This window comes from Lactobacillus amylovorus DSM 20531 (assembly GCF_002706375.1).
GTDB lineage: Bacteria > Bacillota > Bacilli > Lactobacillales > Lactobacillaceae > Lactobacillus > Lactobacillus amylovorus.
In genome coordinates this window covers 336,771-363,733 of sequence record NZ_CP017706.1, presented here as the reverse complement: position 1 = coordinate 363,733, position 26,963 = coordinate 336,771, and the positions used below count along the sequence as shown (strand labels likewise).

The following is a 26,963-nucleotide window of genomic DNA, read 5'->3' as shown; positions in this document are numbered from 1 at the left end:
CCGGCTATTTTTTTAACAGTAAGGAGAAAGTTAATGGGAAAAATTCTCGATGGTAAAGCTTTAGCAAATTTATTAGGGGAAAATCTTAAAGAAAAGGTTAAGAATTTAAAAGCTGAAGGAATAACGCCACATTTTTGCGTAATAAATATTGGTGACAATCCTGCTAGCAAAATTTATGTTCGCACCAAAAAGCGCAGAGCTGAAAAGATGGGCATTATCCAAGATATTTATCAAATGCCAGCTGATACTAAACAACAAGAAGTTTTAGACTTAATTGATAAGCTAAATGCGAATCCTGATATAAATGGGGTAATGGTCCAGTTGCCAGCTCCTGAACAAATTGATGCAGATGAGTTGCTGGAAAGAATCGATCCCAACAAAGACGTTGATGGCTTAACTCCTGCTAACATTGGTCGTCTATGGATGGAAGATCACTTTATTGAGCCAGCTACTGCAGAAGGAATTATTGCGCTTTTAAAACATTATGAAATTCCACTTAAGGGTAAGGACGTTGTTGTCATTGGTAGAAGCAATATTGTAGGTAAGCCCCTCGCTGCATTAATGCTTGAACAAAATGCGACAGTAACGATTGCTCACTCAGAAACCACTAACTTAGCCGAACTTACTAAGAGAGCCGATATCATTGTTTCGGCCACCGGTGAAGCGTTATTGGTTAAGGCTGACATGGTAAAAGATGGCGCCGTTGTTGTTGATGTAGGTATCAATCATCTTAATGGTAAATTAGTCGGCGACGTTGACTTTGATGCGGTTAAAGAAAAAGCCAGCTATATTACTCCTGTCCCTGGTGGTGTAGGTCCTCTTACTGTACAATTCTTAATGGAAGCAGTAGTTAAATTAACTAGGAGACAAAATGGCCGAAAATAAATATTTAACGGTTACAGATTTAAATTATTATATTACGCAGAAATTTAAAAACGATCCATACTTACATAAGGTCTTTCTGCAAGGTGAATTATCCAACTTTAGATATCGCCGTAATTCACACCAGTATTTTTCATTAAAGGATGAAAAATCAAAGATTAATGTGGTAATGTTTCGTTCATACTTCGACAAGGTTAAATTTAAACCGGAAGAAGGGATGAAGGTTTACGTTACTGGTTATGTCAGCGTGTATGGCCCTCAAGGTTCATATCAGTTTTACGCTGAAAACATGGAACCAGCTGGACTTGGTGCACTTTATGAGCAATTAAAGCAATTACAGGCCAAGCTTGCTAAAGAAGGCTTGTTTAACCAAGATCATAAAAGAAAACTGCCACGCTTTCCTGACCGAATCGCAGTTGTAACCAGTGCTTCAGGTGCGGTTATTCACGATATCATGGTCACTGCTAACCGCCGTTTTCCTCATGCCGAAATCGACCTTTATCCTGCTCAAGTACAAGGTGATACTGCGGCAGATTCCTTAGTACGTGCGATGCGTCAAATAGCTGAGCAAGGTGATAAGTATGATGTCATGATCATTGGCCGTGGTGGTGGTTCGCTTGAAGACTTGTGGCCCTTTAACGAAGAAGAAGTGGTCCGTCAGATTTATGCAATGCCAATGCCGGTTATTTCTTCAGTTGGTCACGAAACCGATACCACTTTGTGTGACCTGGTAGCCGATGCCAGAGCTGCTACGCCAACTGCCGCCGCTGAGTATGCTACGCCAAATTTGGTTGATGAATTAGCTGGTATTCAGCAACTGCGCAGTCGCTTATTCTCAAGCATGCAAGCAATTATTCGTGAAAAACGCGATCGCTTGAATCGAGTAAAGAACTCGGTTATTATGCGTGAACCAACGCGTTTATATGACCAGCAAATTGAGACGGTTGATCGCTTAAAGGATCGTTTGCATAACAGTATGCAAAATAAGGTTGATCATTCAAAGCAGAGTTATCTTTTGTTAAAACAAAGATTATTTGGTGCAAGTCCAGATAAGCAGATGCAACAGATGCAGCAACAAGAGCGCTTTTTGGCCAAACGTTTGTCTGATAATATGCAGCACTACTTAAAAGACAAGCGCAACAGCTTTAGCAAGACCGTTCAGCAATTAGATGACTACAGTCCGCTTAAAACCTTAGAGCGTGGTTTTGTTTATACTACTGATGCTAATGGCAAGACAGTTAGTTCAGTAAAACAAGTTAAAAAGCAGGAAAGCTTGAACCTGCATTTCAAAGACGGTCAAGTTGAAGCAACAGTTACAAAAATAGGGGAAGAAAATAATGCCAACTAAGAAGAATAATTTTGAAGAACAATTAAACAATTTGGAACAAATCGTAACCAATCTTGAAAATGGTAATGTTCCATTGGAAGATGCATTGAAGCAATTCCAAGAAGGTGTAAAAATTAGTCGTGACTTGGATAAGAAGTTAACTAGTGCCGAAGAAACTGTAGCTAAGTTGATTGATAACGACGGCACTGAACACAAATTGGATCCTAACAACGCATCAGCACCAGAGGAATAAAAATGACAGCATTTACTTACTTTAAAGATGATTGGACACCCGTTATTGATGATTATTTAGCTAAGCACTTAGCTGATGAAGTTGATAGCAAAAAGATTAGTCAAACTATGTCATATTCAGTAATGGCTGGTGGCAAGCGCCTTAGACCACTTCTTTTCTTAGCTACACTAAATGCCTTAGGAAAGAAGATTGAAGAACCAGAAATTAGAATTGCCTGCGGAATTGAATTAATTCATACTTATTCACTGATTCATGATGATTTACCTGCAATGGATAATGATGATTATCGTCGCGGCAAATTGACCAGTCATAAAAAGTGGGGCGAAGCTGAAGCAATTTTAGCTGGGGATGCCTTGTTGCCACTCGGAATTCAATGGATTGCCCAAGGCAGTAATTCTGCGGAATTGGTAAAAATTATTACGCAAGCAGTTGGTCCTAACGGTATGGTTGGCGGTCAATATTTGGATATTGATTCTACCAATAATGAAAGTGTTGCTGGGGATGCTGATTTTATCAATAAGATGGAATGGCTAAAAACCGGTTGCTTAATCCAAGCTAGTGTTGAAATGGCCGCTGTTTATGCTAAGGCTACAGATATTGAACAAGTTAAGTTAATTGACTATGCTAAGGCCTTTGGTCGCTCTTATCAAATTTATGATGATCTCGTTGATGTTGTTGAAACTAGCGAAGAAGCTGGTAAAGCAACGCATAAGGACCAAGAAGAAGGCAAGAACAATACCTTGACTCTTCTTGGCATTGACAAGAGTCGTAAAGAATTAAGGGATTTGATTAAGCAAGCCAAAGATGATTTGCACGGCCTGAATGGTGAAATCTTGGCAGGATTTTTGGATCTATATCAAAAGGTGTTATAAATGACAAAGCAAAGAGCGGATATTTTATTAGCAGAACAAGGAATTTTTCACTCTCGTTCTACAGCACAAAGAGCAATTATGGCGGGACTGGTTTCTGATCATAATCATCAAAGAATTGATAAAAGCGGAACTAAATTTCCAGAAGGCGAAAAGTTTTACGTTAAAGATGATGGAAAAAAGTATGTTTCGCGTGGCGGTTTTAAATTAGAAAAAGCCTTAAAAGTTTTTGATATTGATTTAAAGGATAAGATCTGTCTGGATATTGGTGCTTCAACTGGTGGTTTTACCGATGTAGCATTGCAAAATGGTGCCAAGATGGTTTATGCATTAGATGTTGGTTATAATCAGCTCGCTTGGCAACTCCGCGATGATCCAAGAGTTGTGGTAATGGAAAAGCAAAATTTCCGTTACTCTAAGCCGGAAGATTTTGATCAAGGTTTGCCTGACTTTGCGATGACCGATGTTTCATTTATTTCACTTGATTTGATCATGCCGCCAATGTATGCCATTTTGAAGGATAAATGCGATGCTGTTTGTTTGATTAAGCCTCAATTTGAAGCTGGTCCTGAAAATGTGGGTAAGCATGGCATTGTGCATGATCATGAAGTTCATAAGCAAGTCATTGAACATACTATGCAAAAAGCTTTGGACATCGGCTTCAACGTTTTAGGCGTTGATTATTCACCTATTAAGGGTGGTAAAGGCAATATCGAATTTTTGATTCATTTGCAAAAAGATGAAGCAGATGGTGGTCATAACCTATGGCAAGGTACCCCAGAGGAAGTAGTCGAGCGCGCTGTAAACGGGCTTTAGGAGTGATGAGATGCTAGTCGAACTGGATATTAAAAACTTTGCGATTATTAAAAGTCTGAAGGTTCGCTTTCAAGAAAAGATGACGGTCATTATTGGTGAAACCGGTGCTGGTAAATCGATTATTATTGATGCTGTTTCATTGTTAATGGGTGGTCGCGGTCAAAAAGAAATGATCAGATCGGGTGAAAATAAGGCTGTCATTACAGGACTGTTTGAGCTTGATGACCAGAAAGAAAAAATTGCTCAACTATGCGATCAATATGGTTTGCCTCATGATGATGATCAGTTGGTAATTAGCCGTGAACTGGCGGTTAAAGGCAGAAACGTAGTACGAATTAATGGACAGCTCACGACGATTAACGTTTTGCGTGATTTAGGCCATTATTTAGTTGATATTCATGGCCAGCACGATCAGCAAATTCTAATGGATCAGGATCGTCAGATTGATTTGATTGATAATTATGCACCAGCTTCTTTTAAGGATGATTTGGCAGATTATCAAGCTGATTTTGAAAAATGGCAAAAGCTGACCAGTCAACTGCGTCATTTGCGTCAGGATGCACAGGAATTGGCACAAAAGCAAGATATTTTGCAATTTCAAAATAATGAATTGGAATCCGCTGACTTAGAGGATCCTGAAGAAGATGAAAAGCTCGAAGAAGAGTATAACGAGCTGAATAATTATCAAAAGATCGCAGATACGGCTAACTACTTTATGCAGCTTTACGATGATGATGAGCATGGAATAGCCACATTGTTGGGGGATGCACAGAATGCGGCTACCGACTTAACGGAGTTTGGTTCCAAGTTTAAGGACTTTGCCAAAACTGTTGATGACGGTGTTTATGCTTTAAATGATGCTCGCAGTGAATTGTCCAACTTGATGGACCAGATGGATTTTGACGAAGAACGTTTCCAATATGTCACTAATCGACTTGATACTTTGAATTCTTTGAAGAAAAAGTACGGTCCAACATTGAAAGACGTGTTTGATTTCTACAGCAAGGTACAAAAAGAACTCAGCCAGTTTGAAACTGGTGGCCTTGATGAAGAGAAGATTCAAGCTGAAGTTGCAGAAGTAGAAAAACGTTTAACGCAAAAAGCACGCAAGTTGCATTTAACTCGTGAAAAAGTAGCGCATTCACTAGAAGAGCAAATTAAGCAAGAGCTTGCTGATTTATACATGGAAAAAGCTCGCTTCTCAATCAATTTTGATGAAACTAAAACCTTTACTAAAAAGGGTACAGATGAAATTGTATTTCTCATTGCTCCAAACCCTGGTGAAGATTTGATGCCATTAGTAAAAATTGTTTCTGGTGGTGAACAATCAAGATTGATTTTAGCTTTGAAGGCTATCTTTAGCCGCGTTGAACCGGTAGGAACAATGATTTTTGACGAAATTGATACTGGTGTTTCTGGTCGTGTTTCTGCTGCGATTGGTAAAAAGATGCATTCTATTGGTCACAACAAGCAGGTAATTGCAATTACGCACTCACCTCAAGTAGCTGCTGCAGGTGATCAACGTTATCTTGTGGCTAAGCAAGTAAAAGATGGTTCAACCTTCACTCAGATTGGCCCATTAAGCAAGGAAGAAACAATTACTGCCATTGCACAAATGATGGCCGGACAAGACGTGACAGATGCAGCTAAGAAGAATGCCGCTGATTTGATTAAGAGCATAAAAGATGAATAGTATTAGCAAATTTTGGAATGAATTTTGTCAAAAAAATAAAATAGCACCGAATGCATTAGAAGGAGCTTATGCATTTGGTGCTAATAGTCACGATGCAGATGTTTTGAGTGATTTGATTAATAGAGGAATCAAGACAGCAACAACAAGCATCTATATATCAGCAGATGATGTGCCAGTTGTTGGCATGTATTCGATTGTCTTAGATGGTAATAATCAACCAGTATGCGTCATAAAAAATGAGACCGTGGAGATCATGCCATTTAAAAACGTGTCTGAAAAACACGCTTACTTAGAAGGTGAAGGCGATCGCAACTATGAATCTTGGAGAAAAGTTCATGAGGCTTTTTTCACCTGGGAATGCAAGGAAGAATTAGGTAAAAAATTTACCGAGGATACTGAGGTGGTCTGCGAGACCTTTACTAAAGTGGGCTAATTATAGGTCGACACGAAAAATATCATCGATATCAACGATGCGTAATATTTTTCGATCGATGTCGCGTAAAACGAAACGTCCAATTGAAATTCTTTTGGGAATTTGGCCAATCTCGTAGCTACCATCCTGAAAGGTAATTAAAATATAATTCTTGTGCAAAATAGCATAAGACAGACGTGCTAAAATTATGCCATTAAATTGGCTATAAATACAAAGCTTATCAGTATTGTATTCGAACAAATAGTGATAAGCTTTTTTTAGTTTTTTGGTTAAAAAATTAGTCATATTGATCATCCTTTACTGAACCGTTGTTCGATAAAATAATTATACGAACTTTGGTTCTGCAAAACAAGTGTTTGACACATACAAAATAATAAAAAGTGAAAACTTGAAAATCTCGCGATTTTAGTGCAAACTAGATATATTAATAGTTACTAAGAGGAGTTCAGCATGGCAGATAAAGGTTTATTACTTGTACTTTCCGGTCCCTCAGGTGTTGGTAAAGGGACTGTAAAAAGTGCTATTGTGGAGAACAAGGTCTTTCCATTTGAATATTCAGTCTCAATGACTACTAGAAAATCTCGTCCAGGTGAAGTTGACGGCAAGGATTACTTCTTTGTCAGCGAGGAACGTTTTCAAGAAGCTATTAAAAATGGGGAGCTATTAGAATATAATGAATATGTTGGACATCATTATGGAACGCCCCTCGCTCCAGTGAAGAAGATGCTTCATGAAGGCAAGGATGTTTTACTTGAAATTGATGTCAATGGGGCACAAAAAGTGCGTGAAAAGATGCCAGATGGCGTATTCATCTTTTTAACCCCACCTGATTTACATACTTTGCATTTGCGATTAGAACATCGTGGTACAGAACCAGAAGAAGTAATTCGTGGTCGTATCAAGCAAGCCAGAAATGAAATTCTAGAAATGGAAGACTATGATTATGCAGTAGTTAATGATACAGTAGCTAATGCAGTAGATCATATTAAAGCAATTGTTGATGCAGAACATGTCAGTGTTAAACGTGTAATTGATGACTACCGCAAGATGGTCAAGGAGGATTAATTATGAGAATTACTTACCCATCAATTGATAAATTATTGTCACGTGTTGACTCACGTTACTCATTATCTGTTCTTGCTGCTAAGAGAGCACATGAACTTGAAGCTGGCGATCCCCCAACACTTGAACACTTTAAGTGTGATAAGGCCGTTGGTAAGGCGCTTGAAGAAATAGCTGCTGGAAAAGTTACAGTTGACCCAGCACATGCCGAGGTTAACCTCGAAGATTAATTAATTGACCTTCATCCTATGGGGTGAAGGTCTTTTTTACAGGTGATTAGATGATTGCTCAAGTGATTGTAGATGTTGCGGCGCGACAGACTGATCGCGTTTTTGAATATCATGTTCCCTCTGACATTGAGAAGGAAATCCAAGTCGGGTCAAGAGTAGTAGTACCTTTTGGACCCAGAAAAGTGCAAGGCTTTGTTGTCGGCCTATCTGAAACTAGCAATTTTAAAGGCAAAATGAAGGATTTGTTGGTAGTGGTTGATGAAATGCCGCCACTAACGCCTGAATTAGTTAAATTATCTGCAGATTTAGCACAAAATATTTATTCATACCGGATCAAAATTTTACAGGCTATGCTGCCATGGGTGATGCGGGCAGGCTATCGTAAACTATTGCTACCTGCTAGTTCAAAGGCTAAAGAGATGCCGTTTTTTCAAGGCGATCCCATTGATTTAAATAAAATAACAGATTCAACACAAATCAAGAAAATCCGCAGTTTGCTAAAAAATGATGATGCCAAGATTGAGTATGTTGTCGACAATAAGGCTAAAAAGAAAAAGGAAAATCAATATGCATTGGCTTTGGCACCGGAAGAATATACTAAAATCTATAATACTTTGCGGCAAAATGCGGTAAAGCAAAAGCAGCTTTTGATGGATATCATTGAACATACCGATGCTTATCCCAAAACACAAAAGGAATTAGAAGCTGGATTGGGTTTAACCGCTGCAGTCTTGAATTCGGCTGTTAAAAAAGGCTGGCTAAAGAAAAAGGCAGTTGAAGTTTATCGTGATCCTTTAGCCGGCTTTAAAGATGATGAAAAACCAGCTCCAATCAAGTTAAATGATGAACAACAACATGCTTTAGACGAAATTGCCAAAGCTATCGATGAGAAAAAAGCTGAAACATTTTTGCTTGAAGGAATTACTGGTAGCGGCAAGACTGAAGTTTATTTGCATGCCATCAGTAAAGCTTTAGCCCAAGGCAGAACCGCCTTGATGCTGGTGCCAGAGATTTCGCTTACCCCACAGATGGTGCGTCAGGTAAAGGCCAGATTTGGTCAAGAAGTTGCTGTCTTGCACAGTGCGTTATCTGAAGGAGAAAAATATGATGAATGGCGCAGAATACGCCGCGGCGAAACCAAAGTAGTAGTTGGTGCCAGAAGTGCGGTTTTTGCACCGCTTAAAAATATCGGCTTAATCGTGATCGATGAGGAACACGAGTCATCATACAAGCAAGAGTCTGATCCGCGCTATAACGCTCGAGATGTAGCTATCTGGCGCAGTAAATACCATTACTGTCCACTTGTATTAGGCAGCGCAACGCCGTCTTTAGGAAGCCGTGCAAGGGCACAAAAGAATGTCTATCATCTTTTACGACTAACCAAGAGAGCCAACAATAAGAAGCTGCCTAAAGTAAGATTAATCGATTTAAAACATGTTCAATTTGCAGGCGGCCAATTTGATTTATCGCTTGAACTAGTTGATGCGATTAAAAAGCGACTAGAGAAAAAAGAACAAGTTATTTTGATGCTTAACCGTCGCGGTTTTGCCAACTTTATGCTTTGTCGAGAATGTGGCTTTGTCTTAAAATGTCCTAACTGTGATGTATCTTTGAACTTGCATAAGGATACTAACAGCATGCAGTGTCACTATTGTGGTCACACTGAACCAATTCCTACTCGTTGTCCTAATTGTCAAAGTTTTCAAATTCGTTTTTTGGGTACTGGAACGCAAAAAGTACAAGAAGAGTTGGAAGAACTTTTGCCAGGCGCTAGAATTTTACGCATGGATGTTGATACCACCCGTAGAAAGGGTAGCTACAAGAAAATTTTGGATGCATTTGGTAATCACGAAGCAGATATTTTACTTGGAACGCAAATGATTGCCAAAGGTTTGGATTTTCCTAATGTAACCTTGGTAGGAGTAATCAATGCCGATACAGGTTTGTGGCTCTCAGATTACAATGCTTCTGAAAAGACATTTGAGCTTTTAACGCAAGTTGCTGGGCGTGCTGGCCGAGCAGATAAAGAAGGAGAAGTGCTGATCCAGACATATAATCCGGAACACTACGCTATTCAATTAGCTAAGACGCAGGACTATGAGCGTTTTTATGGCTATGAAATGAACGTTAGACACGCCGGAAACTATCCACCATACTTCTTTACTGTTTTAATTTCAATTGCTGCTAAAAAAGAGCAAAACGCTGCAAGAGAAGCTTTTAAGATCAAACGCTATTTAACTAAAGAGCTTCATGCAGAAACGATTATTTTAGGGCCAACGCCAAGTGCAATTTCTCGTGTAAAAAATCAATATTATTACCAAATACTGGTAAAATATAAAAAAGAACCTAATTTGAATAAACTATTGCACCATGTTCAGGATTCCGCACAGGAAGCAAAGAAGTATGGCTTAAGTATTTTTATTGATAATGAACCAGAAAGAATAATGTAGAGGAGATGCTGTAATGACATCAGTAATATTTATGGGAACACCGGAATTTTCAGTTCCAGTACTTGAAGGTTTAATTGAAAATAATTATGAAATTAAGGCTGTAGTAACTCAACCAGACAAGAAGGTTGGACGTAAGCAAAAAATTACTAAGAGTCCAGCTAAGGTTGCTGCAGAAAAACATAATTTACCTATTTACCAACCTGCAAAATTATCTGGCTCTGACGAAATGCAAGAATTAATTGATATGCACGCTGACTTAATTGTTACTGCAGCCTATGGTCAATTTTTGCCAACTAAGTTTTTGAATTCAGTTAAAATTGCTGCTGTAAATGTTCATGGTTCACTTTTGCCTAAGTATCGTGGCGGTGCACCAATCCAATATTCTTTAATTAACGGGGATGCCGAAACTGGTATTACCATTATGGAAATGGTCAAAAAGATGGACGCCGGCGATATTTATGCTCAAGAAGCAATTAAGATTCAACCGGATGATAATGCTGGTACTTTATTTGCCAAGTTGGCAATTGTAGGTCGTGATCTTTTGCTTAAGACTTTACCTTCAATTATTGATGGTACTGTTAAAAAGACGCCTCAAGATCCTGATAAAGTGGTCTTTTCACCTAATATTACCAAAGAGCAAGAAAGAATCACTACTAGCATGACAGCTACTGAAGCCAATAATATAATTCGTGCTCTTAACCCAGATCCAGGCGCTTACATGATGGTTGAAGGCAAGCGTTTCAAGGTTTGGAAGGCTGAAGTTGCTGATGAAACTACAGATTTGAAGCCAGGTTCAGTTGTCGCAAATAAAGGTCGCTTCGCTATTAGTTTTGCCGATGGTAATGTTTTGAATTTGCTTGAAGTACAACCAAGCGGCAAGAAGCGCATGAATATTAAGAACTTTTTGAACGGTCAAGGTAGCAAGTTTACACCAGGAGAAGAAATTGTCGACAAGTAAAAGCGCTCGTGCAATCAGCTTAGAAACATTAATCAAGGTTTTACAAGATAAATCCTATTCAAACATCAGCCTAAATAACAGTCTTAACCATTCAGATCTCTCACAGGCTGATCAAAATTTAGCCACTAAGATTGTTTATGGGACGATTCAGTATCGACTTTTTTTAGAGTATCAATTGAAGGGCTTAGTAAGAACTAAATTAACTGAGAAATATCTAAAGCCACTTTTATTGATGTCCATTTATCAAATTGTCTTTTTGGATAAAGTTCCCAATCGCGCGGTCTTAGATGAAGCAAATAAACTTGCTAAACAGTTTGGCAAGCATCACTCATCTGGCTATCGTGTAGTGAATGGAATTTTACGTTCATTTATTAGACGAGGCGTAATTTTACCTGACGCAAAAGATGAAATAAAATATTTGAGTGTAAAAGAAAGTATGCCTGAATGGCTAGTAAATTATTTTGCCAATCATTGGGGCATGGGCCGTACTAAAAAGTTGCTTGAAAGCATCAATCAACCGGCTAAAAATAGTGTCCGCATTTCAGCATTATGTGATCGAGATCAAGTCTTTAATCAACTAAAAACGGAAGGTTATGAACCCGAATGGTCTAACTTATCTGTTAATGATGTAATTTTAGGTCATGGCGGCGTTAGTCAAAGTGATTTATTCAAGCGCGGAAAATTGACAATTCAAGATGAAGCCGCTAGTTTAGTGGTAGAATCTTTTGATTTTGATTCCAAAGAAGAGTATATTTTGGACGCATGTAGTGCTCCGGGCGGTAAAACCGTGCAAATGGCAGAGCGAGTTGTCGCCGGTGATGTAACAGCTTTAGACATTCATGAAAAGAAATTGCATTTAGTTAAAGAAAATGCGAAAAGAATGAATGTAGCTAATAAGGTTAAAATTAAAGCTTGTGATGCGCGCAAAGTACAAGATGTTTTCAAGCCGGGAGAATTTACTAAGATTTTAGTAGATGCACCTTGTTCTGGTTTAGGTTTATTAAGACGTAAGCCAGAAATTCGCTATACTAAGACTGAACGCGACTTGCAGAATTTACAAAAAATTCAATTGGCAATTTTAGATTCAGTTAGTCCATTATTAAAAGAAGACGGTGAATTAGTTTATTCTACTTGTTCAATTTCGGTAGAAGAAGATGAAGCCGTGGTCGAAAAATTCTTAAAATTGCATCCCGATTTCGAATTAAAGCCATTCAAGCTCAGCAAGTTGGAATCAAAGACTGGGATGCTAAAAATAATGCCTGACCAAGATAACAACGATGGATTTCTCATTGCTAAATTTAAGATGCGAGGTTAGATTTTTGATTGAAACAGCATACGCTTCTAGTATCGGTAAGGTACGAAAAAGCAATCAAGATTTTGTACAAGTTTTTAAAAATCGCAAGGGAATCACTTTGGCGGTCGTCTGCGACGGCATGGGTGGACATCAAGGCGGCGACGTAGCCTCAACAATGGCAGTTACGCATTTGGGGCATAACTTCGGCATTACCGACTTCACCGATACTAATATTGCGCATAAATGGTTGGATGTTCAGTTAAATTCTGAAAATGAAACCATTTTGAAAACGGCTGATAAGTTTCCCGATTTAAACGGAATGGGAACCACCATTGTTTTAGCCTTTGCTTTTGACAATGATGCTTTAATTGCTCATTTGGGTGATTCACGTGCATATAGCTACTCAGAAGGAAAGTTTGTTCAACTCACAGAAGACCATTCTTTAGTCAACGAATTGGTTAAAATGGGTCAAATTACCAAAGAACAAGCTAAGCATCACCCACAAAAGAACATTATTACTCAAGCTTTGGGTGTATCTAGTACGATTGATCCAGAGATTAATGAAATTAAATTGGGCGATAATGATATTATCTTGTTGTGTACCGATGGATTAACTAATTCTCTTAGTGATCCGCAAATTCAACAAATTTTGGCAACTAAAGAATTAAGTTTGAAAGAACGCTGCAATAAGTTAATTAGCGAGGCTAATCGATTAGGTGGTGGTGACAATATTACTGTCTGCCTAATTTGGAATAAGGAGGACGAAAGCAGTGATCGATAAAGGTTATCTGCTTGGAGAGCGCTATCGCATTATTGATACTTTAGGCGAAGGCGGGATGGCCAATGTTTATCTGGCTGAAGATATTATTTTACAGCGTAAAGTTGCTGTTAAAATCTTGCGCTTAGATTTGCAAAATGAACCTCAAACGCAAGCTCGCTTCCAAAGAGAAGCATTAGCTACCAGTGAGCTAAGTCATCCTAATATTGTCTCAGTTCTTGATGTTGGTACGGATCATGGACTTCCTTATATGGTAATGGAATATGTCAACGGTCCTGATTTAAAAGAATATATCCATGAAAATTCTCCATTAGATTTGCGTGAAGTAATTCGCATCATGGATCAAATTTTAAGTGCGGTAGCTCTTGCTCACAAGCATAATGTGATTCACCGAGACTTAAAGCCACAAAATATCCTAATGGATAAAAGAGGCAATATTAAAATCGCAGATTTTGGTATTGCAGTAGCGCTTAACCAAAGCTCAATTACGCAAACTAATTCAGTGATGGGTTCTGTCCATTACATGTCACCAGAACAAACAAGAGGAGGATTGGTTACTAAGCAATCCGACATTTATTCTCTTGGGATCATTCTTTATGAATTGATTACAGGTACTGTGCCATTTAATGGGGATACGCCTGTTTCTGTTGCTTTAAAACATGCTCAAGAACCTATTCCTTCAATTAGAAAGAAAGACAAGAGCGTTCCGCAAGCATTAGAGAATGTCGTTTTAAAGGCGACAGCTAAGGATCCACGTGATCGTTACGCTTCTGCTCAAGCAATGAAGGCAGATCTTGATAGCAGTCTTGATCCCGAACGAAGCGATGAATCAATCTTTGTTCCGAATCACGGCAATAGTGATGATAAAACCATCGTTTTACCAGGATTTAAACCACAAAAGACTACTGCTGAGGAATCCAAGAAAGAGGAAAAATCAGAGGTAGAAGAAACACCTAAGAAAGAAAAAAAGAGCTTTTGGCAGAATGTTAAAGCTCATAAATGGTGGTGGATCTTTTCTGTGATTGCCGCTGGGTTGATTATTTTCATTATGATTTTTGCTTTAAGCGGCAATAATCAACCCAAGCAAGTCAATGTCCCTGATGTAACCAATATTGCTGAGAATGCAGCGGAGAGAAAGTTAGAAGCTGTTGGCTTGCAAGTGGGTAAAATTATTCGACGTCAATCTGATGATGTTAAAAAGGGCTATGTCATTGCCACTGAGCCGACGGCTGGTAATTCTCTTGATCGAGGAAAATCTGTCAATTTGATCGTTTCTAGCGGTTCAAGCATGGTAAAGGTGCCTGACGTAGTAGGCGATGATTATGATAAGGCCGCTGAGAAATTAGAAAATCAGGGCTTCGATGTGGTTAGAGAAGATCAATTCTCAAACAAGATTGCTCAAGGCAACATCATTTCGCAAAGTATTGCTGCCGGGGTTGAAGTTAAGCCAACGCAAACTACAATTACTTTGGTAGTTTCTAGAGGTAAGGCTCCACGTCAAAGAAGTAATACGGTGACATTGAAAGATTTGCATAATTACTCATTAAAGAGTGCTCAAGATTATGCAAGAGATCATGGTTTAACTTTGCAGATTAATCAAGAGTACTCTGATGATGTCGGAAAAGGCTTAATCATTTCAATGGATCCAGGTCCTGGAACAAAAGTTGATCGTGGCTCAACCATTGCAATTAAGGTTTCTCGTGGACCCAAGGAAGAAAAAGAGACTACAATAACTAAGAACTTTACCGTAAACTATGTTGGGACAGCAGACGACAGTGCTGGAGAAACAGATAATAAAGATGAAGACAGTTCATCCAGCAAGTCAAGTTCTACTAAGGGCAATCATGTTCAGATCTATATTAAGGACGACGATCACTACTTAAGCAATATTTACCGTGATCTTTATATTAAACGTGATATGAGCTTCTCAATTCCATTTTCAATTAAGAATGGTGCAGGACAATTAAGAGTAGTCCGCAATGGAGAAACTATCTTGAATGAAAAGGTGACTAAATAAATGAAACTAGCACAAGGAACTGTTATTGGTTTAATTGCTGGTTATTATGACGTAGAAACCGCTGCGGGTATCGTGAGAACGCGTGCTCGTGGCGTTTTTCGTCAAAAAAAGCAAAAACCAGCAGTAGGAGACCGAGTAGAAATCCAGATCGATGACAAAGGAATGAGTTATCTGGTTAAAATTATGCCGCGGTTAAATCGAATTGGCCGTCCAGCTGTCGCAAATGTTAGCCATGTATTATTGGTAATTTCTGCGGTTGAACCAGATTTTTCATTAGAATTATTGGACCGCTTTTTGACCTTCTTTTCTTGGCAAAAGGTAAAGGCAACTATTTATTTGTCTAAGGCTGATCTGATCGACGATGATAAACTTAGTGAAATAAAAAAATCTTTAGCTTACTATCAAGAAATCGGTTATCCTGTTTTTACTGACTATCATGATGTACAAATTAAGATTCCAGAATTGATTGGTAAAGATCAAATTTGGACGCTAGCGGGACAATCTGGTGCGGGTAAGTCAACTTTATTGAATCACTTAAAAGAAGACGCTCATCAAGCTACAGGCGAAATTTCGACTAGTTTAAACCGTGGTAAGCACACTACTAGAAAAGTAGAATTGTTTAAGTTGGGCGAAGGCTTCCTTGCTGATACACCTGGCTTTTCTTCAATTGATCTGACCCCAATTAAACTTAATGAATTATGCAATTACTTTGTGGAATTCAAGCGTGCTAGTCAAAAGTGTAAGTTTCGCGGCTGTCAGCACTTGAAAGAACCAGGTTGTGAAGTAAAGAAGCTGCTTGAAGAAGGTAAAATTTTGGCAAGCCGATACGAGGATTATTTGGCAATGCGGACCGAAATTAGTGAAGGCCGCATCCCCGAATACTTAAAATAACGGAGGAAAATATGCTTATTGCACCATCAATTTTGAATGCAGATAATCTAAATTTAGAAAATGATGTCAAAGATGCCATTGCTGCAGGAATTAGCAGATTTCACATCGATATTATGGATGGACATTTTGTGCCTAATCTTTCTTTTGGACCTCAATTGGTTCAAGACTTCAAACGTGAATTTCCGATGACAGAATCAGAAATTCATTTAATGAGTGATAATCCAGATGATCTTATACCAGCCTTTGTGGATGCTGGTGCTGATCTGATTGAACTTCACTATGAAGCAATGAGTGAGAAGAAATTGGATTATTGGCTTGATTACTTAATTTCCAATGATGTCAAAACTTCTTTAGCAATTAATCCTGATACGCCTAGCGATGTTGTAGCTAAGTTTGCATCTAAGCTTGATCAGGTATTAGTAATGACGGTTCATCCTGGCTTTGGCGGACAAAAATTTATTGAGGATTCTGCTGAGAAAATTAAACAGGTTAGAGAAATTGTTAGCAACGATATTGCTATTGAAGTAGATGGCGGTGTTAATGATCAAACTATTAAAATCGCCAAGGATGCTGGTGCTAATGTCTTTGTAGTGGGTTCATATTTATATAAAGATGGTGATATAGCTAACCAAGTTCGTAAATTAGAAAATGTCATTAAATAATGAGAGCATATGCATTATTAGGTGGCCCAACTGATTTATGGCCCCAGGATATTAAAGAGCAGCTATTAGAGGCTAAACGCAATCATGAACTGATTTTCGGTGTCGATCGTGGTGCCTTGTTTTTAGAAGAACTAGGTATTACGCCCAATGTGGCGATTGGCGACTTTGATTCATTACAAGATAATGATTTGGCACGGATTGAAAAGAGCGTAACAGACATCCGCTATTCTAACCCAGTTAAAGATTTGACCGATTCGGAGTTAATGCTGCAAACGGTTTTTAACGATTATCATGCAGATAAATTAACTATTTTAGGTGCAACCGGTGGCAGACTAGACCATTTCTTGATTAATTTATTGATGCTTCTTAATCCGGCTGTTAATCAATTTGCGCCAAAGGTAGAATTGTCAGATAAACAAAACAGCATCGAATTCTTTAATCCAGGGATGCATGTGATTGAGAGAAAGGAAGAATATCCGTATATCGGTTTTGCTTTGCTTTCTGCAACTGAGGATTTTAATATAATTGGTGCAAGATATGATCTGAAAAATTATTCAGGTAAGTATCCTCGCGTTTTTTCATCAAATGAATTTTTACCTAACAGCGACAGTTTCAAGATTACCTTTAAACAAGGCTTGATTGCGGCAATCTATTCTAAAGATATCAATCGCTTTCATAATCTTTGAAAAAGTGTGAAAATAGAGTAAAGAAAAAGAAATGAGGAAATATTATGAAGTATATTGATTTTGAAAAAGATGTTGCTGATTTCGAAAACGGTCGCTATGAAGCCAGACTTGATCGTGCTAAGAGAAATGTAGAGGACTACATGCACAAGAATCACGTTCATGTTTTTGATAAAAAGAAGAATAAGGAAGTTGCTACAATTAACGGTGCAGCTAGAAACGTTACTTATCAAGATTTAGGTTTGCCAACTAAGCTTGGTGAAATGATTACTGAGTATGCTTATACGCCAATCGATGAAAGAATGGCAGAAGAAATTTCAGACGATGATAAGCATCACAACATTATGAAATAAAAGAAAAAGGGACAGCGTGAAGCTGTCCCTTTTATGATTGCTAAAAAAGCGTAAAAAAATAGTCTACCAGATCGAAGATCTAATAGGCTTTTTTATTATTAGACACGAGTAACTTTACCAGACTTTAAAGCCTTGGTTGAACTAAAATATGTGTTTTTAGGAAGTCTGAAGAAAGCAAAGCACTGATTTTATGCGATTTGATGTTTTAGAAAATCATAGAAATTTTAGCCGTGTTGCACATTTGTTGCACATATATCATCAAGTGAATTAATGATTTTGCTATCTTGCTTTTCTTTATATTCATCAAGCAAATAAGCATAGATTTTAAGAGTAGTAGCAATATTAGCATGACCAAGACGTTTACTAATAGCAGAAATATCTACACCTTTGCTCAAAAGATATGCTACATGAGTATGTCTCAAACTGTGGAAGTGAAAATCTTGTTTATGAATATTGCCTTGGTCTAATGTACGTCTCAAAAACTGATTTACGGCACTGCTGCTTGGCGGCAATTCAGTACGTGGTGTAGCAAAAACAAAATCTAAGTTATTGGCTTTCAATTGCTTAATTTTTTTAAGCAAAAACGAATTTACTTTGATTTTTCTTACACTGGATTTTGTTTTAGTAGGTCCAAGTTTCTTAGTATTACAATTCCACGATTTTGTAATATTAATGGTGTTGTTTTTGAAGTTAATATCTGACCATTTCAATGCAGATAATTCACCAATACGAGCGCCAGTAAAAATACCTGTTAGAACTAAATATTTGCTGGTGTAGCAAGTATTTAAATCAGTCAGGCATAATTGTACCAGCTTACGCAATTCCTTCATATTGAGGTACTGAACGTGTTTTTCAGCGTTCTTATTACCAGCAATTGTTGTTCGATTAGTAAAATTACGTTCAACCAAGCCGTCTTCTACTGCATTGCCAATACATGACTTGATCATAATATTAGTTTTACGTACAGTAGCAGGAGCATGTTTCTTGCCTAAATAATTTAAGAACTTTTGGTAATTTGATCTAGTAATATTTTTGATTTTAGTATCACCAAAATAGTTTTCAATGTAATGATAATTTGTAATATACCGTTTTTGAGTTGATTTCCTAATTGAAGGAAATTTATAGGTTTCATACCAAGTTTTGAAATAGTCAGCAAAAACAGGATTCTTGGTAACATCTACACCTGAAATAGAAGCAGCTTCCATTTTGATTCCATATTGCTGTGCTTCAGCTTTGGTTTTAAAACCACCTTTTGATTTTTGCTTTAATACAGAAACATTCTTTTGCTTTTCTGGATCCCAACGTGTTTCTCTTTTAGAAAATCTAACATACCAGGTCTTACCACGTTTCTTAATCGAAGCCATAAAAGTCTCCTATTCTAGCCAAAACTTTGCTAAAATAGGGTATAGCAAAAGCCTTGGCTTTTGTTTTTAATTCAAATACATTTATTTTTAGAGCTATTGGCGTAACTCTTTCAATTACTCACTTACTGTTGGCGCAGTAGGTGAGTTTTTTGTTTTATTTTGGTAAATGATTTATTGCATATCTAGCTTGACTTGGTGTAAATCCTTCAACGCTTGAAGTTAATTGATCATAAATTGCATTTCTAGACATCTTTTCGTTCTTTTGATAGCTCTTTGCTTTTTCTAATGCATTTTCATTCCAATTAGCTTGAACATGTTTAATAGCATAAGAAGCGGATTTTTTAGAAAATCCTTCCACTTCTGAAGTTAGTTGCTCATAGAGTCCTTGCTTGGACATATGCATATTATCAGAATAACTTTGAGCCTTATCTAGAGCATTTTGATATTCAACTGGAACATTAGCTTCTTCTTGGTCTTTCTTATTTTTGAACTTAAGTGTTACATAGTTGTAAGCAGGAACTAAGATATTTCCATCTTCATCATAAATTGTAATGAAAATATTTTTACCCTTTACATGATTTTCTTTAAGAGTCTTTTTAACTAAGGTATCAATGCTTTGACCAATAGCAACCTTTTCCTTGGTTGAAAGATTCATGTAATTATCTTTATCTACATTAACCGCTATGGTTTGATCTTCCCAAGTTTGGACCTTATAAAGATAGAGTGAATAATTATAGTCATCATCACCATCTTTTGCTTTCTTCTGATCCTTTTTAAGTTTTTTAGCTAAGTCCTTATTTATTACTTTCTTTCTAGATTTGTAGCTAGAAAGCTGACTATAACTAATATTTTTAGGCTTTGGTGTAGTAGTAGAGCTACTACATCCAGCTAATCCCATACTTAATAAAGCAATGGAACTAAACACAGCTATTTTGTTTAATTTCATATTAGCCTCCATATCAATTCAGCTTTTAACGTCTTCAGTATTTGGACTATGTTTAATCATCATTGTAATCAAACAGATTCTTAGTAGCTTTAGCCATCTTTGATGGTATACCATAAGCTGATAAGAATTGGCCTGGTTCTTCAAAGTATTGCCCACGACTACATGCATAATCATATAATAAATTTAAGGAATAGAGATCAGCAGATTTTTCTTCTGAATTTTGACCAGAAAAACTACTATAATACAGAATTCCCTTATCACCTAAAATAAAATGTCCTATTTCATGACCGATGATAAAAGGTAGTTCAGATTGATTATGCCAATTTAAATTAATAACCATTAAATTATGTTTCTTTAAAGATAGAGAAGGATCGTAAGGATCAGCATGTACTAATTTATAACCAATTCCGCAATCGAAAGCATAGTTTAAAAGATATTCAATTAACTCATTCATGCTTATCAGCTTTTCCTTCTTTAATATCAGCATCCATTAGACCACGGATCATATCTAAATATTTATCAGGTACGGTATAACCGTGATACATTACTGGTTTGTCATCATCTAATGAAAATGAATCATCAGTAGGTAATGAAGGATCATCAGTTAAACCTTTTAAGTAATCAGTAGTAGTGCTTAGAACTTTTGCTACTGCTGCTAATGCATCAGATCCTGGCTTATTACTTTTCCATTTATAAATAGAATTAGTACCTAACTTAGCTTTGTCATTTACTTCACGTAAGGACATTTTCTTATTTTTAGCTAATTTTTTTGTTCTTTCAAATTCAATCATATCAAGGGTTCTCCAATCCTTGACAAAATTATTTAGAAAATCTTCTAAAATAGTATTGCATTTTTAGAAGATTTAGGTAATAATAGTTTTGTCAACAAGTTAAGAAACAAATTCAAAAACAAGTTTTGAAACGAATAAATAGCTTTTTTTAAAAGTATGGGGATACTGTTTAAGCGCTTATTTATTATACCTTGATGCTAGTAAATATTCTAAATAATGTCAATAGTTTCTAAACAAATTTCTAAATTAGTTTCTAAACAAGTTGAACAACAAAAATAATTGAGGTGAGTTATATGGCAGTGGAAGAACAACTAGAACAAGCTAAGAAAGCTGTTGAACGTCAAATCAAAATGGCTTTAATTCAAAAGTCAATGACACAAGCTGAATTAGCAGAGTTAATTGGCGAAAGCCGTCAAGACATCAATAAAGCAGTCAAAGGTGGCACATCACCTAAAGATTTAATGATCCGCAAAAAGATCTACAAAGTTCTTGGAATGGAGTGATCAACATGCAACTAGCAATTGAAGATTCTTCATTAGAACAAGTAGTTGATCTAATTATGAAGAAACGTGGTTACGTTCCTGAAAATCAAATAGTTGGACGAACTATTAGTATTCAAGAGTTTGCCCAAAAATATGCCAAACCACATGGCACAGCATGGGTTAAAAGAAATATTCTTTATCCGTTTCAACCGGATTGGTGTTCAAACATTCATCCAGGTAGAGGCGGTAAAATGACAATTTTTGAGTATCCAGCTGCCGTTTGGATGAATGAGCATAGGAAGGAGATAGATTGGGATGCAAAATAAGAATTATTATCGTGAATTTAATAAGCCAATTCATCAAAATCATATCAATATGGATGACACAATTTTTAAAATCTTTATTGCTGTAGTGCTTTTAAGTTTAAGCCTTTTATCATATGGCTTCTGGGACGCAATCATCAATTTATTTTCATAGGAGATAAAAATGAAACTTAGCAAGGAAACAATTAAAAAATTATGGGCTACCACTGATGCAGTAAGTGATGGCCAAACTAAAAAGTCTAATCGCGCCAACGATTAGTTAGAAAGGAAAAAATCATGAATGTATTTGAGTTAAACAACGCCATTAAACAAGTTCAAGAAAAAGATCTTGATCCTGAGACTTTGGCAGATACGTTAGAAAGTTTGGAACTTCCAAGAAATGAAAAACTTGATAACGTGGCCAGCTGGATTGAACAAAACCAAATGAAACTTAATTGGCTTAAAGAAAAAAGAAAGCAATTATCAGAAGTTGAAGCTTCTATTAAGAAGCAAACTGAGAATCTTCAAGAATTTCTTACCAAAGCTATTGATGATAGTGGCTATAAAGAAATTCAAACAGAGAATCACATTCTCAAACCACGTAACTATAAAGATTCTGTGATTGTTGAATCTACTAAAGATTTACCAATTGATTATATTGTTTGCTCTGAAGTAGTTAAGCCTAACAAGAAATTGATTTATGAAGATCTTAAGAAGGGCAAATCAATTAGAGGTGCACATTTGAAATCAAATAGAAAGACGGTGATCAAATAATGTTTTCAGTACAAACTGATATTACAGAACAAATGCAAGGCTTTAGCAAATTTGCTAAGCAAGATGATGTTAATCATGCCATGGATGAAATCATTTTGATTTGTAGAAAAACAATGATGCCACCGAGAACTGTTTTATATCAGATTGCTAAAGCTGCTAATGAGAGTAATCAAATAGCGGATTATCAAATGGCATGTAAGATTCAAGAATTACTAGATGAACAAAGAAATGAAATCAAACGTAAATCAGAGATGATTGAAGATTCCGTTAATGATGCAATCTTTGGTTTGAAGGAATTAGCTAAATCAGGCAATCCGGCAATGATCAAGAATTACATTGAAGCCGTTCGGTTGGATTTGGAACAGATTGAGAGTGTTTTATGAAAATTAGTCTTAAAGGCTTATCAAATACGGAACTAGCTAAATTATTTGATTGTGTGGCTAAAGCCGATGATCGACATTTAGCCAAAAGAATTGTTTATAGATTAGTTTATAGACACCATGAAAGTTTTGAAGCACAGCTCCGTTATTTAGGTAAAAGAGCAGTTAAAAGAAAAGACTATCAGTCATTCAATATGGTAGCTAAGTTATGGAAGGAAAAAGGTAAATAAATATGAGTAAGATTACTAAATCTCGTTTTGATGAGCTAATTGAAGAAAAGGCAAATCAAAGAGTAAATGAAATACTAAAAAACATCTGCAACACACTTCCATGGGAAATTGATGGAAATGGTAATGAAAGTATTGTTTTTAATGAAAAATGTGGCGAACTTGCAGGTAAATCACTATTTTCTGTTAATCATACTTTTGGATTAATTAATACTGAAAATGAAGAAGCTTTAATTAAATATACTGATTGGTCTCAAGTTAAAAATGATCTATTAAAAAAATATGAAACTGAAGAAACAGATAAAATCTTAAAAAAATTAAGTGGAATTTCTGACTTTTTGGATCAGCAAATGGGTGATTTTTAATGTACGAATTAAGACCTTATCAAACAGATTTAATTAATAAGATCGTTGATTCTATGAAAAATCATCATCGTGTGATTATCGTTCAAAGCCCACCACGAACAGGGAAAACAGTGAGTAATGGCAGAAATTGCTAGAAGAACAACTGAGAATAATAACCGTGTAATGTTCTTGATTCATCGTAAAGAAGTTCTTGATCAAGCTGTTAAGACTTTTAAAGAGCAAGGCGTAAAAATGAGCCTTACAACAATGGGAATGGTTCAGACTTTAACTCGTAGAGTTGATAAATTACCAATTCCTGATGTGATTTTAGTTGATGAAGCTCACCATGCTTTAGCCAGGAGCTATCAAAGAATCTTAAAGCAATTTCCTAAAGCTATAGTTTTACTTTTCACAGCAACACCACATAGAACAGGAAGAATGCAACTTGATCAGATTGCTGATGATATTATCGTTGGGCAATCAATTCATGAACTAACTGATAAAGGATTTCTAGCACCATTCAGATACTTTCAACCACCTAATGATTTTGATTCTAAATTATTAAAACGTGGAAGTACTGGGGACTTTACTAATGAATCTATGCAAGAGGCTATGAGTACTAGAATCTTTGGTCATATCGTTAAGCAATACAAGCGAATAGCTTCAGGGATGCAAGCAGTGGTGTACACGTATTCCATTGACACTGCTGTTGAGATAGCCCATAAATTCAATTCTGAGGGGATTTCAGCGATTGAAGTAGATGGGACTACGTCAAAAGAAAAACGTGATCTAGCGGTGCGAAAATTTCGAGAGCAAGAAATTAAGATACTTGTTAACGTAAATCTTTTTACTGAAGGTGTTGATCTCCCGAATGTCGATTGCGTGATTATGGCACGTCCCACAGCGTCACTTGCCTTATATCTGCAGTTTTCAATGAGATGTTTGAATCCTAGACCTGATAAAACTGCCATTATTATTGATCATGCTAATAATTTTAAAACGTTCGGCTATCCTGACGATGATCGTGATTGGAAGCAGGCTATTAAATCGGGCAAGCAGAAAAGTAAATCTCTGCTAACTGATTCAGGGATTTCAATTATCACATGCGATTATTGTTTTGCAGTAGTGAAAGCTAGTGAAGTTAAGGATGGTAAATGTCCTGTCTGTGGTAAACCAATCAAAGTTCATGAAGCTAAACCAGTAAGTGATGTTGATTTAGTTGAAGCTACCAAAGATAGGCAAAACTTAATCCATGAAATTGTTCACAGTAATTTGCTTAAAGAAGTAGCAAATAAAAATGTAAGTGAACTCCACACGATGAAGGAACTTCAAGCCTATGGAAAATTACACGGGTACAAAAAAGGATGGTGTTATTACATTGCGAAGAGAAAGGGAATTATCTAATAAAAGATTTGGATTATTAACTGCAATCAAAATAGATCATATTCAACATACTAAATGGGGAACACGTAAATTTTGGTTATGTAAATGCGATTGCGGAAATGATACTGTTGTTCGTCAAGACCACCTTCTAAGAAGTGAAACCACTAGTTGTGGCTGTATTGAAGCTAAGAACAGAGAAAAAATAGCTTTTAAACCTACACATGGTCAAACAAAAACACATCTGTATTACGTTTGGAACACCATGCGACAAAGATGCCGTAATCCACATGTAAGTAATTATCACAATTATGGTGGTAGAGGTATAAAAGTTTGCTCTGAATGGGATAAACATTTTGAGCCGTTTTATGAATGGGCAATTAAACATGGCTACAAGCAAGGACTAACAATTGACCGTATTGATAATTATGGCAATTATGAGCCTGATAACTGCAGGTGGATAACACCCAAAGAACAAGCTCAAAACAGAAGACCTGCCAAAAGGAAAGGATTGATTAAGAAATGAAAATTAGAGATTTAGACATAAGATATTGGATGAAAAACTTAAATGCAAAACAAATTAATGCAAACTCAATAAATTATTGGCATATTGATATAAATGATGAAGTTTTTATAGAAGTGGAATTTGGCAGGGGTAAAAAAGTATTTTCTGTAGAGTTTTTACAACAAGAACCAGGATTAGGTGTTTTTAGTTATACTCATGGTTTACCCACTCAATTTTTAGAAAGCTTTATAAAATTGGCCAAATCCTTTGTATCTGAAAATGGCCCTGATTGGAATAGTTTAGTAAAACGTAATGAACATTTTCGAGATTATATAACGAGAAAAACCGAATTAAATTTCACATTTTTCTAAAGGAGAAATAAAAATGATTAGTTTACCAAAGGTTGAAAAGCTAAGTCCTAAAACTCAACCACATAATTTCTTTATCTGGGGCGCCACGATGTCGGGCAAGAGCTATTTTTCAAGCTTCTTTCCTAATCCATTGATCCTGAATACTGATGGAAATTCAGAGCAAGGTAGCGCACCAAGTATTCAAATCAGAAATATCAGAAATGCTCAAGGCAAGCTTGAACAATCTGCTATTAAACAACTTGATGATATTATCACGGCACTTCAAGTGGAAAATCCTAAGCGTCCAGCAGATCAACAATTTAAAACCGTGGTTATTGATGTAATTGACGACATCTGTGTAATGATCGAACAGGCTATCTGCCTTGATGCTGGTGTTCAAGCTTTATCAGATATTCCGTATGGTAAAGGGTGGACAATGTTTAATACAGTTTTACAACAGTTCGTTATGGATCTTAAAGCTTTGCCACTTAATGTTATTTACATTAGCCGTGAAGATGACAAAACTGATGAAAATACTGGTGTTACAACTTATAAGCCATCACTTAAAACTAAATATTACAACATCGTGAATGGTAACTGTGATGTGGTGATTAGAACTAAGAAAATTGGTGACGGTCAAAATGCTTCATACTTTAGAGAAGTAAAGGCATTAAGAACCATGTACAATCCAGCAAACATCACAGATCACAGAATCTTACAACTACTTGAAAGTTGCAGAGGAATGTTTAAAAAAGAAGATTTAGAAAAATTACAAGCAAAGAAAAAGGAGAATAAGTAAACATGAGTTTATTAGATGCATTAAATGAAGTTAAAAAGTCAGGTTTTGATCCAAAAAAGGGTAAGGAATACAACGCTTTTGAAAATATTCCAGCAGGAACTTACAAAGTTAGTCTTGATGGAGTGACTCACAATGCCAAAGGAGATCGTGATTTCTTGATGCTAAGCTTTATGGTTATCGAAGGCAAATATGAGGGCAAAACTGAATCAGTATTTCCAACGCTTGCACAAGTAACTTCAAAGGGCAATCCAATGCCACAATTTGTTATTGCTAGAAACATTTCAATGCTTCAAGTAATTGGTGAAATGACTGATACCCCAATTCCTGATAGTTGCTTTGATCATGATTCAGAAACTGATGCTTATGAAGATTTAGCTAATGTATTGCAAAAAGCTAAAGGCAAGGTATTAATGATGACTATCAAAGAAACTGCTAACAAAAAGAATCCTGATCATCCTTTTAGAAATTATGAATTTGCACGAGCAGAACAGCCTAAGACACTTGATGTAAAGGATGATCCATTTAAGGACAACAATGGTAGCGATGTAAATATTTCTGATGATGATCTTCCTTTTTAAAACAATGGAACAAGCAATGCAGGAAGCACAGGATGACTATGAAAGAAGAGAATATCTTGCTGACAACACAACACCACAGGGGTGATCAAT

Annotated in this window: 36 protein-coding genes; 31 read left to right on the top strand and 5 right to left on the bottom strand. The window is 36.6% G+C overall.

The genetic code is table 11. The annotated features are described in order from the left end of the window. Positions 1-33 precede the first annotated feature (33 nt). Genes LA20531_RS01870 through LA20531_RS01840 form a run of 7 tightly spaced genes read left to right on the top strand, consistent with a single transcriptional unit; the run spans position 34 to position 6,273 of the window. Positions 34-885 (top strand): bifunctional methylenetetrahydrofolate dehydrogenase/methenyltetrahydrofolate cyclohydrolase, encoded by an 852-nt coding sequence (locus LA20531_RS01870; RefSeq protein ID WP_056940136.1) that lies wholly within the window; start codon positions 34-36, stop codon positions 883-885. Continuing rightward, positions 872-2,230 (top strand): exodeoxyribonuclease VII large subunit, encoded by a 1,359-nt coding sequence (gene xseA, locus LA20531_RS01865; protein ID WP_056940135.1) that lies wholly within the window; start codon positions 872-874, stop codon positions 2,228-2,230. Before LA20531_RS01870 ends, xseA begins: the two co-directional genes overlap by 14 nt. Next, positions 2,220-2,462, top strand: a complete 243-nt coding sequence (locus LA20531_RS01860; protein WP_056940134.1) for an exodeoxyribonuclease VII small subunit — start codon at positions 2,220-2,222, stop codon at positions 2,460-2,462. The genes xseA and LA20531_RS01860 overlap by 11 nt, the downstream gene beginning before the upstream one ends. Positions 2,463-2,464: 2 nt before the next feature. Further along, positions 2,465-3,334, top strand: coding sequence for a polyprenyl synthetase family protein (locus tag LA20531_RS01855; protein WP_013642177.1), 870 nt, complete (start codon positions 2,465-2,467; stop codon positions 3,332-3,334). Then, complete coding sequence (locus tag LA20531_RS01850) at positions 3,335-4,147, top strand: TlyA family RNA methyltransferase (protein WP_056940133.1); 813 nt, start codon at positions 3,335-3,337, stop codon at positions 4,145-4,147. Positions 4,148-4,157: 10 nt separating this feature from the next. After that, the gene (gene recN, locus LA20531_RS01845) at positions 4,158-5,840 is read left to right on the top strand and encodes a DNA repair protein RecN (RefSeq protein WP_056940132.1); all 1,683 of its coding nucleotides are present in this window, start codon (positions 4,158-4,160) and stop codon (positions 5,838-5,840) included. Continuing rightward, positions 5,833-6,273: an ASCH domain-containing protein gene (locus tag LA20531_RS01840; RefSeq protein ID WP_056940131.1), complete on the top strand. Its 441-nt coding sequence runs from the start codon at positions 5,833-5,835 to the stop codon at positions 6,271-6,273. The genes recN and LA20531_RS01840 overlap by 8 nt, the downstream gene beginning before the upstream one ends. On the opposite strand, the gene LA20531_RS01835 is transcribed toward LA20531_RS01840, so the two are convergent. Then, positions 6,274-6,558: a hypothetical protein gene (locus LA20531_RS01835; RefSeq protein ID WP_056940130.1), complete on the bottom strand. Its 285-nt coding sequence runs from the start codon at positions 6,556-6,558 to the stop codon at positions 6,274-6,276. Positions 6,559-6,723: 165 nt separating this feature from the next. Between LA20531_RS01835 and gmk the strand changes: the two genes are divergently transcribed. Genes gmk through LA20531_RS01780 form a run of 11 tightly spaced genes read left to right on the top strand, consistent with a single transcriptional unit; the run spans position 6,724 to position 17,651 of the window. Next, positions 6,724-7,338, top strand: coding sequence for a guanylate kinase (gene gmk / locus LA20531_RS01830; protein WP_056940129.1), 615 nt, complete (start codon positions 6,724-6,726; stop codon positions 7,336-7,338). Between the two features lie 2 nt (positions 7,339-7,340). Further along, the gene (gene rpoZ / locus LA20531_RS01825; protein ID WP_003547927.1) at positions 7,341-7,565 is read left to right on the top strand and encodes a DNA-directed RNA polymerase subunit omega; all 225 of its coding nucleotides are present in this window, start codon (positions 7,341-7,343) and stop codon (positions 7,563-7,565) included. Between the two features lie 50 nt (positions 7,566-7,615). After that, positions 7,616-10,015, top strand: coding sequence for a primosomal protein N' (priA, locus tag LA20531_RS01820; RefSeq protein ID WP_056940128.1), 2,400 nt, complete (start codon positions 7,616-7,618; stop codon positions 10,013-10,015). A 13-nt stretch (positions 10,016-10,028) separates the two neighbouring features. Then, complete coding sequence (gene fmt / locus LA20531_RS01815) at positions 10,029-10,973, top strand: methionyl-tRNA formyltransferase (RefSeq protein WP_056940127.1); 945 nt, start codon at positions 10,029-10,031, stop codon at positions 10,971-10,973. Next, complete coding sequence (gene rsmB, locus LA20531_RS01810) at positions 10,960-12,288, top strand: 16S rRNA (cytosine(967)-C(5))-methyltransferase RsmB (protein WP_056940126.1); 1,329 nt, start codon at positions 10,960-10,962, stop codon at positions 12,286-12,288. Before fmt ends, rsmB begins: the two co-directional genes overlap by 14 nt. Before the next feature lie 4 nt (positions 12,289-12,292). Beyond that, positions 12,293-13,048: a Stp1/IreP family PP2C-type Ser/Thr phosphatase gene (locus LA20531_RS01805; protein WP_013438191.1), complete on the top strand. Its 756-nt coding sequence runs from the start codon at positions 12,293-12,295 to the stop codon at positions 13,046-13,048. Next, entirely contained in the window at positions 13,038-15,062 is a 2,025-nt protein-coding gene (gene pknB / locus LA20531_RS01800) for a Stk1 family PASTA domain-containing Ser/Thr kinase (RefSeq protein ID WP_056940125.1), read from the top strand. The genes LA20531_RS01805 and pknB overlap by 11 nt, the downstream gene beginning before the upstream one ends. Continuing rightward, positions 15,063-15,953, top strand: a complete 891-nt coding sequence (gene rsgA, locus LA20531_RS01795; RefSeq protein WP_013642172.1) for a ribosome small subunit-dependent GTPase A — start codon at positions 15,063-15,065, stop codon at positions 15,951-15,953. It begins immediately after the preceding gene. 11 nt (positions 15,954-15,964) lie between these two features. Further along, on the top strand, positions 15,965-16,615 hold the full coding sequence (rpe, locus tag LA20531_RS01790; RefSeq protein WP_056940124.1) for a ribulose-phosphate 3-epimerase: 651 nt from the start codon (positions 15,965-15,967) through the stop codon (positions 16,613-16,615). After that, complete coding sequence (locus LA20531_RS01785; protein WP_056940123.1) at positions 16,615-17,301, top strand: thiamine diphosphokinase; 687 nt, start codon at positions 16,615-16,617, stop codon at positions 17,299-17,301. Before rpe ends, LA20531_RS01785 begins: the two co-directional genes overlap by 1 nt. Positions 17,302-17,345: 44 nt before the next feature. Continuing rightward, positions 17,346-17,651, top strand: a complete 306-nt coding sequence (locus LA20531_RS01780) for a hypothetical protein (RefSeq protein ID WP_046432383.1) — start codon at positions 17,346-17,348, stop codon at positions 17,649-17,651. 224 nt (positions 17,652-17,875) lie between these two features. On the opposite strand, the gene LA20531_RS01775 is transcribed toward LA20531_RS01780, so the two are convergent. From LA20531_RS01775 to LA20531_RS01760, 4 genes are all read right to left on the bottom strand, one after another. After that, positions 17,876-19,015: a site-specific integrase gene (locus LA20531_RS01775; protein WP_056940119.1), complete on the bottom strand. Its 1,140-nt coding sequence runs from the start codon at positions 19,013-19,015 to the stop codon at positions 17,876-17,878. 154 nt (positions 19,016-19,169) lie between these two features. Next, positions 19,170-19,961 (bottom strand): Ltp family lipoprotein, encoded by a 792-nt coding sequence (locus LA20531_RS01770; RefSeq protein WP_056940118.1) that lies wholly within the window; start codon positions 19,959-19,961, stop codon positions 19,170-19,172. Between the two features lie 52 nt (positions 19,962-20,013). Beyond that, on the bottom strand, positions 20,014-20,415 hold the full coding sequence (locus LA20531_RS01765; RefSeq protein WP_056940117.1) for a M48 family metalloprotease: 402 nt from the start codon (positions 20,413-20,415) through the stop codon (positions 20,014-20,016). Continuing rightward, the gene (locus LA20531_RS01760; protein ID WP_056940116.1) at positions 20,408-20,752 is read right to left on the bottom strand and encodes a helix-turn-helix transcriptional regulator; all 345 of its coding nucleotides are present in this window, start codon (positions 20,750-20,752) and stop codon (positions 20,408-20,410) included. The genes LA20531_RS01765 and LA20531_RS01760 overlap by 8 nt, the downstream gene beginning before the upstream one ends. 293 nt (positions 20,753-21,045) lie before the next feature. Here LA20531_RS01760 and LA20531_RS01755 point away from each other — a divergent pair, with 293 nt between their 5' ends. The 13 genes from LA20531_RS01755 to LA20531_RS01705 all read left to right on the top strand — a co-directional run bounded on the left by LA20531_RS01755 (position 21,046) and on the right by LA20531_RS01705 (position 26,873). Continuing rightward, complete coding sequence (locus LA20531_RS01755) at positions 21,046-21,255, top strand: helix-turn-helix domain-containing protein (protein ID WP_056940115.1); 210 nt, start codon at positions 21,046-21,048, stop codon at positions 21,253-21,255. 5 nt (positions 21,256-21,260) lie between these two features. Next, positions 21,261-21,560, top strand: coding sequence for a hypothetical protein (locus tag LA20531_RS01750; RefSeq protein WP_056940114.1), 300 nt, complete (start codon positions 21,261-21,263; stop codon positions 21,558-21,560). Beyond that, positions 21,550-21,711: a hypothetical protein gene (locus tag LA20531_RS11205; RefSeq protein ID WP_168170598.1), complete on the top strand. Its 162-nt coding sequence runs from the start codon at positions 21,550-21,552 to the stop codon at positions 21,709-21,711. Before LA20531_RS01750 ends, LA20531_RS11205 begins: the two co-directional genes overlap by 11 nt. Positions 21,712-21,833: 122 nt before the next feature. Then, positions 21,834-22,310 carry a siphovirus Gp157 family protein gene (locus tag LA20531_RS01745; RefSeq protein WP_056940113.1) on the top strand — a complete coding sequence of 159 codons (477 nt, stop codon included), beginning with the start codon at positions 21,834-21,836 and terminating at the stop codon, positions 22,308-22,310. Continuing rightward, entirely contained in the window at positions 22,310-22,693 is a 384-nt protein-coding gene (locus LA20531_RS01740) for a hypothetical protein (protein WP_056940112.1), read from the top strand. Before LA20531_RS01745 ends, LA20531_RS01740 begins: the two co-directional genes overlap by 1 nt. Then, positions 22,690-22,920, top strand: a complete 231-nt coding sequence (locus tag LA20531_RS01735) for a hypothetical protein (RefSeq protein ID WP_056940111.1) — start codon at positions 22,690-22,692, stop codon at positions 22,918-22,920. Before LA20531_RS01740 ends, LA20531_RS01735 begins: the two co-directional genes overlap by 4 nt. Positions 22,921-22,922: 2 nt before the next feature. After that, the gene (locus LA20531_RS01730) at positions 22,923-23,282 is read left to right on the top strand and encodes a hypothetical protein (protein ID WP_056940110.1); all 360 of its coding nucleotides are present in this window, start codon (positions 22,923-22,925) and stop codon (positions 23,280-23,282) included. Next, positions 23,282-23,416 (top strand): DEAD/DEAH box helicase family protein, encoded by a 135-nt coding sequence (locus tag LA20531_RS11975; protein WP_375711702.1) that lies wholly within the window; start codon positions 23,282-23,284, stop codon positions 23,414-23,416. Before LA20531_RS01730 ends, LA20531_RS11975 begins: the two co-directional genes overlap by 1 nt. Beyond that, positions 23,400-24,665 (top strand): DEAD/DEAH box helicase, encoded by a 1,266-nt coding sequence (locus tag LA20531_RS01725; protein WP_056940109.1) that lies wholly within the window; start codon positions 23,400-23,402, stop codon positions 24,663-24,665. The genes LA20531_RS11975 and LA20531_RS01725 overlap by 17 nt, the downstream gene beginning before the upstream one ends. Next, positions 24,598-25,167, top strand: a complete 570-nt coding sequence (locus LA20531_RS01720; RefSeq protein WP_056940108.1) for a hypothetical protein — start codon at positions 24,598-24,600, stop codon at positions 25,165-25,167. Before LA20531_RS01725 ends, LA20531_RS01720 begins: the two co-directional genes overlap by 68 nt. Next, entirely contained in the window at positions 25,164-25,517 is a 354-nt protein-coding gene (locus LA20531_RS01715) for a hypothetical protein (RefSeq protein ID WP_056940107.1), read from the top strand. Before LA20531_RS01720 ends, LA20531_RS01715 begins: the two co-directional genes overlap by 4 nt. A 13-nt stretch (positions 25,518-25,530) precedes the next feature. Then, positions 25,531-26,295, top strand: coding sequence for an ATP-binding protein (locus LA20531_RS01710; RefSeq protein ID WP_056940106.1), 765 nt, complete (start codon positions 25,531-25,533; stop codon positions 26,293-26,295). 2 nt (positions 26,296-26,297) lie between these two features. Continuing rightward, a complete protein-coding gene (locus LA20531_RS01705; RefSeq protein ID WP_056940105.1) occupies positions 26,298-26,873 on the top strand; it encodes a hypothetical protein in 576 nt (191 codons plus the stop codon). The last annotated feature ends 90 nt before the right edge of the window (positions 26,874-26,963 follow it).

Excerpts from the sequence above, each read along its gene's own strand:
- LA20531_RS01780 (WP_046432383.1), top strand. The coding sequence starts at position 17,346 with ATGAAGTATATTGATTTTGAAAAAGATGTTGCTGATTTCGAAAACGGT.
- LA20531_RS01715 (WP_056940107.1), top strand. The coding sequence starts at position 25,164 with ATGAAAATTAGAGATTTAGACATAAGATATTGGATGAAAAACTTAAAT.
- xseA (WP_056940135.1), top strand. The coding sequence starts at position 872 with ATGGCCGAAAATAAATATTTAACGGTTACAGATTTAAATTATTATATT.
- LA20531_RS01785 (WP_056940123.1), top strand. The coding sequence starts at position 16,615 with ATGAGAGCATATGCATTATTAGGTGGCCCAACTGATTTATGGCCCCAG.
- LA20531_RS01870 (WP_056940136.1), top strand. The coding sequence starts at position 34 with ATGGGAAAAATTCTCGATGGTAAAGCTTTAGCAAATTTATTAGGGGAA.
- rsgA (WP_013642172.1), top strand. The coding sequence starts at position 15,063 with ATGAAACTAGCACAAGGAACTGTTATTGGTTTAATTGCTGGTTATTAT.
- gmk (WP_056940129.1), top strand. The coding sequence starts at position 6,724 with ATGGCAGATAAAGGTTTATTACTTGTACTTTCCGGTCCCTCAGGTGTT.
- LA20531_RS01775 (WP_056940119.1), bottom strand. The coding sequence starts at position 19,015 with ATGGCTTCGATTAAGAAACGTGGTAAGACCTGGTATGTTAGATTTTCT.
- LA20531_RS01720 (WP_056940108.1), top strand. The coding sequence starts at position 24,598 with ATGGAAAATTACACGGGTACAAAAAAGGATGGTGTTATTACATTGCGA.
- LA20531_RS01740 (WP_056940112.1), top strand. The coding sequence starts at position 22,310 with ATGTTTTCAGTACAAACTGATATTACAGAACAAATGCAAGGCTTTAGC.
- LA20531_RS01755 (WP_056940115.1), top strand. The coding sequence starts at position 21,046 with ATGGCAGTGGAAGAACAACTAGAACAAGCTAAGAAAGCTGTTGAACGT.
- LA20531_RS01840 (WP_056940131.1), top strand. The coding sequence starts at position 5,833 with ATGAATAGTATTAGCAAATTTTGGAATGAATTTTGTCAAAAAAATAAA.
- LA20531_RS11975 (WP_375711702.1), top strand. The coding sequence starts at position 23,282 with ATGTACGAATTAAGACCTTATCAAACAGATTTAATTAATAAGATCGTT.
- LA20531_RS01725 (WP_056940109.1), top strand. The coding sequence starts at position 23,400 with ATGGCAGAAATTGCTAGAAGAACAACTGAGAATAATAACCGTGTAATG.
- recN (WP_056940132.1), top strand. The coding sequence starts at position 4,158 with ATGCTAGTCGAACTGGATATTAAAAACTTTGCGATTATTAAAAGTCTG.
- LA20531_RS01705 (WP_056940105.1), top strand. The coding sequence starts at position 26,298 with ATGAGTTTATTAGATGCATTAAATGAAGTTAAAAAGTCAGGTTTTGAT.
- rpe (WP_056940124.1), top strand. The coding sequence starts at position 15,965 with ATGCTTATTGCACCATCAATTTTGAATGCAGATAATCTAAATTTAGAA.
- LA20531_RS01745 (WP_056940113.1), top strand. The coding sequence starts at position 21,834 with ATGAATGTATTTGAGTTAAACAACGCCATTAAACAAGTTCAAGAAAAA.
- LA20531_RS01855 (WP_013642177.1), top strand. The coding sequence starts at position 2,465 with ATGACAGCATTTACTTACTTTAAAGATGATTGGACACCCGTTATTGAT.
- LA20531_RS01735 (WP_056940111.1), top strand. The coding sequence starts at position 22,690 with ATGAAAATTAGTCTTAAAGGCTTATCAAATACGGAACTAGCTAAATTA.
- LA20531_RS11205 (WP_168170598.1), top strand. The coding sequence starts at position 21,550 with ATGCAAAATAAGAATTATTATCGTGAATTTAATAAGCCAATTCATCAA.
- LA20531_RS01860 (WP_056940134.1), top strand. The coding sequence starts at position 2,220 with ATGCCAACTAAGAAGAATAATTTTGAAGAACAATTAAACAATTTGGAA.
- fmt (WP_056940127.1), top strand. The coding sequence starts at position 10,029 with ATGACATCAGTAATATTTATGGGAACACCGGAATTTTCAGTTCCAGTA.
- LA20531_RS01770 (WP_056940118.1), bottom strand. The coding sequence starts at position 19,961 with ATGAAATTAAACAAAATAGCTGTGTTTAGTTCCATTGCTTTATTAAGT.
- LA20531_RS01730 (WP_056940110.1), top strand. The coding sequence starts at position 22,923 with ATGAGTAAGATTACTAAATCTCGTTTTGATGAGCTAATTGAAGAAAAG.
- priA (WP_056940128.1), top strand. The coding sequence starts at position 7,616 with ATGATTGCTCAAGTGATTGTAGATGTTGCGGCGCGACAGACTGATCGC.
- LA20531_RS01760 (WP_056940116.1), bottom strand. The coding sequence starts at position 20,752 with ATGATTGAATTTGAAAGAACAAAAAAATTAGCTAAAAATAAGAAAATG.
- LA20531_RS01750 (WP_056940114.1), top strand. The coding sequence starts at position 21,261 with ATGCAACTAGCAATTGAAGATTCTTCATTAGAACAAGTAGTTGATCTA.
- LA20531_RS01765 (WP_056940117.1), bottom strand. The coding sequence starts at position 20,415 with ATGAATGAGTTAATTGAATATCTTTTAAACTATGCTTTCGATTGCGGA.
- rpoZ (WP_003547927.1), top strand. The coding sequence starts at position 7,341 with ATGAGAATTACTTACCCATCAATTGATAAATTATTGTCACGTGTTGAC.
- LA20531_RS01835 (WP_056940130.1), bottom strand. The coding sequence starts at position 6,558 with ATGACTAATTTTTTAACCAAAAAACTAAAAAAAGCTTATCACTATTTG.
- LA20531_RS01710 (WP_056940106.1), top strand. The coding sequence starts at position 25,531 with ATGATTAGTTTACCAAAGGTTGAAAAGCTAAGTCCTAAAACTCAACCA.
- LA20531_RS01850 (WP_056940133.1), top strand. The coding sequence starts at position 3,335 with ATGACAAAGCAAAGAGCGGATATTTTATTAGCAGAACAAGGAATTTTT.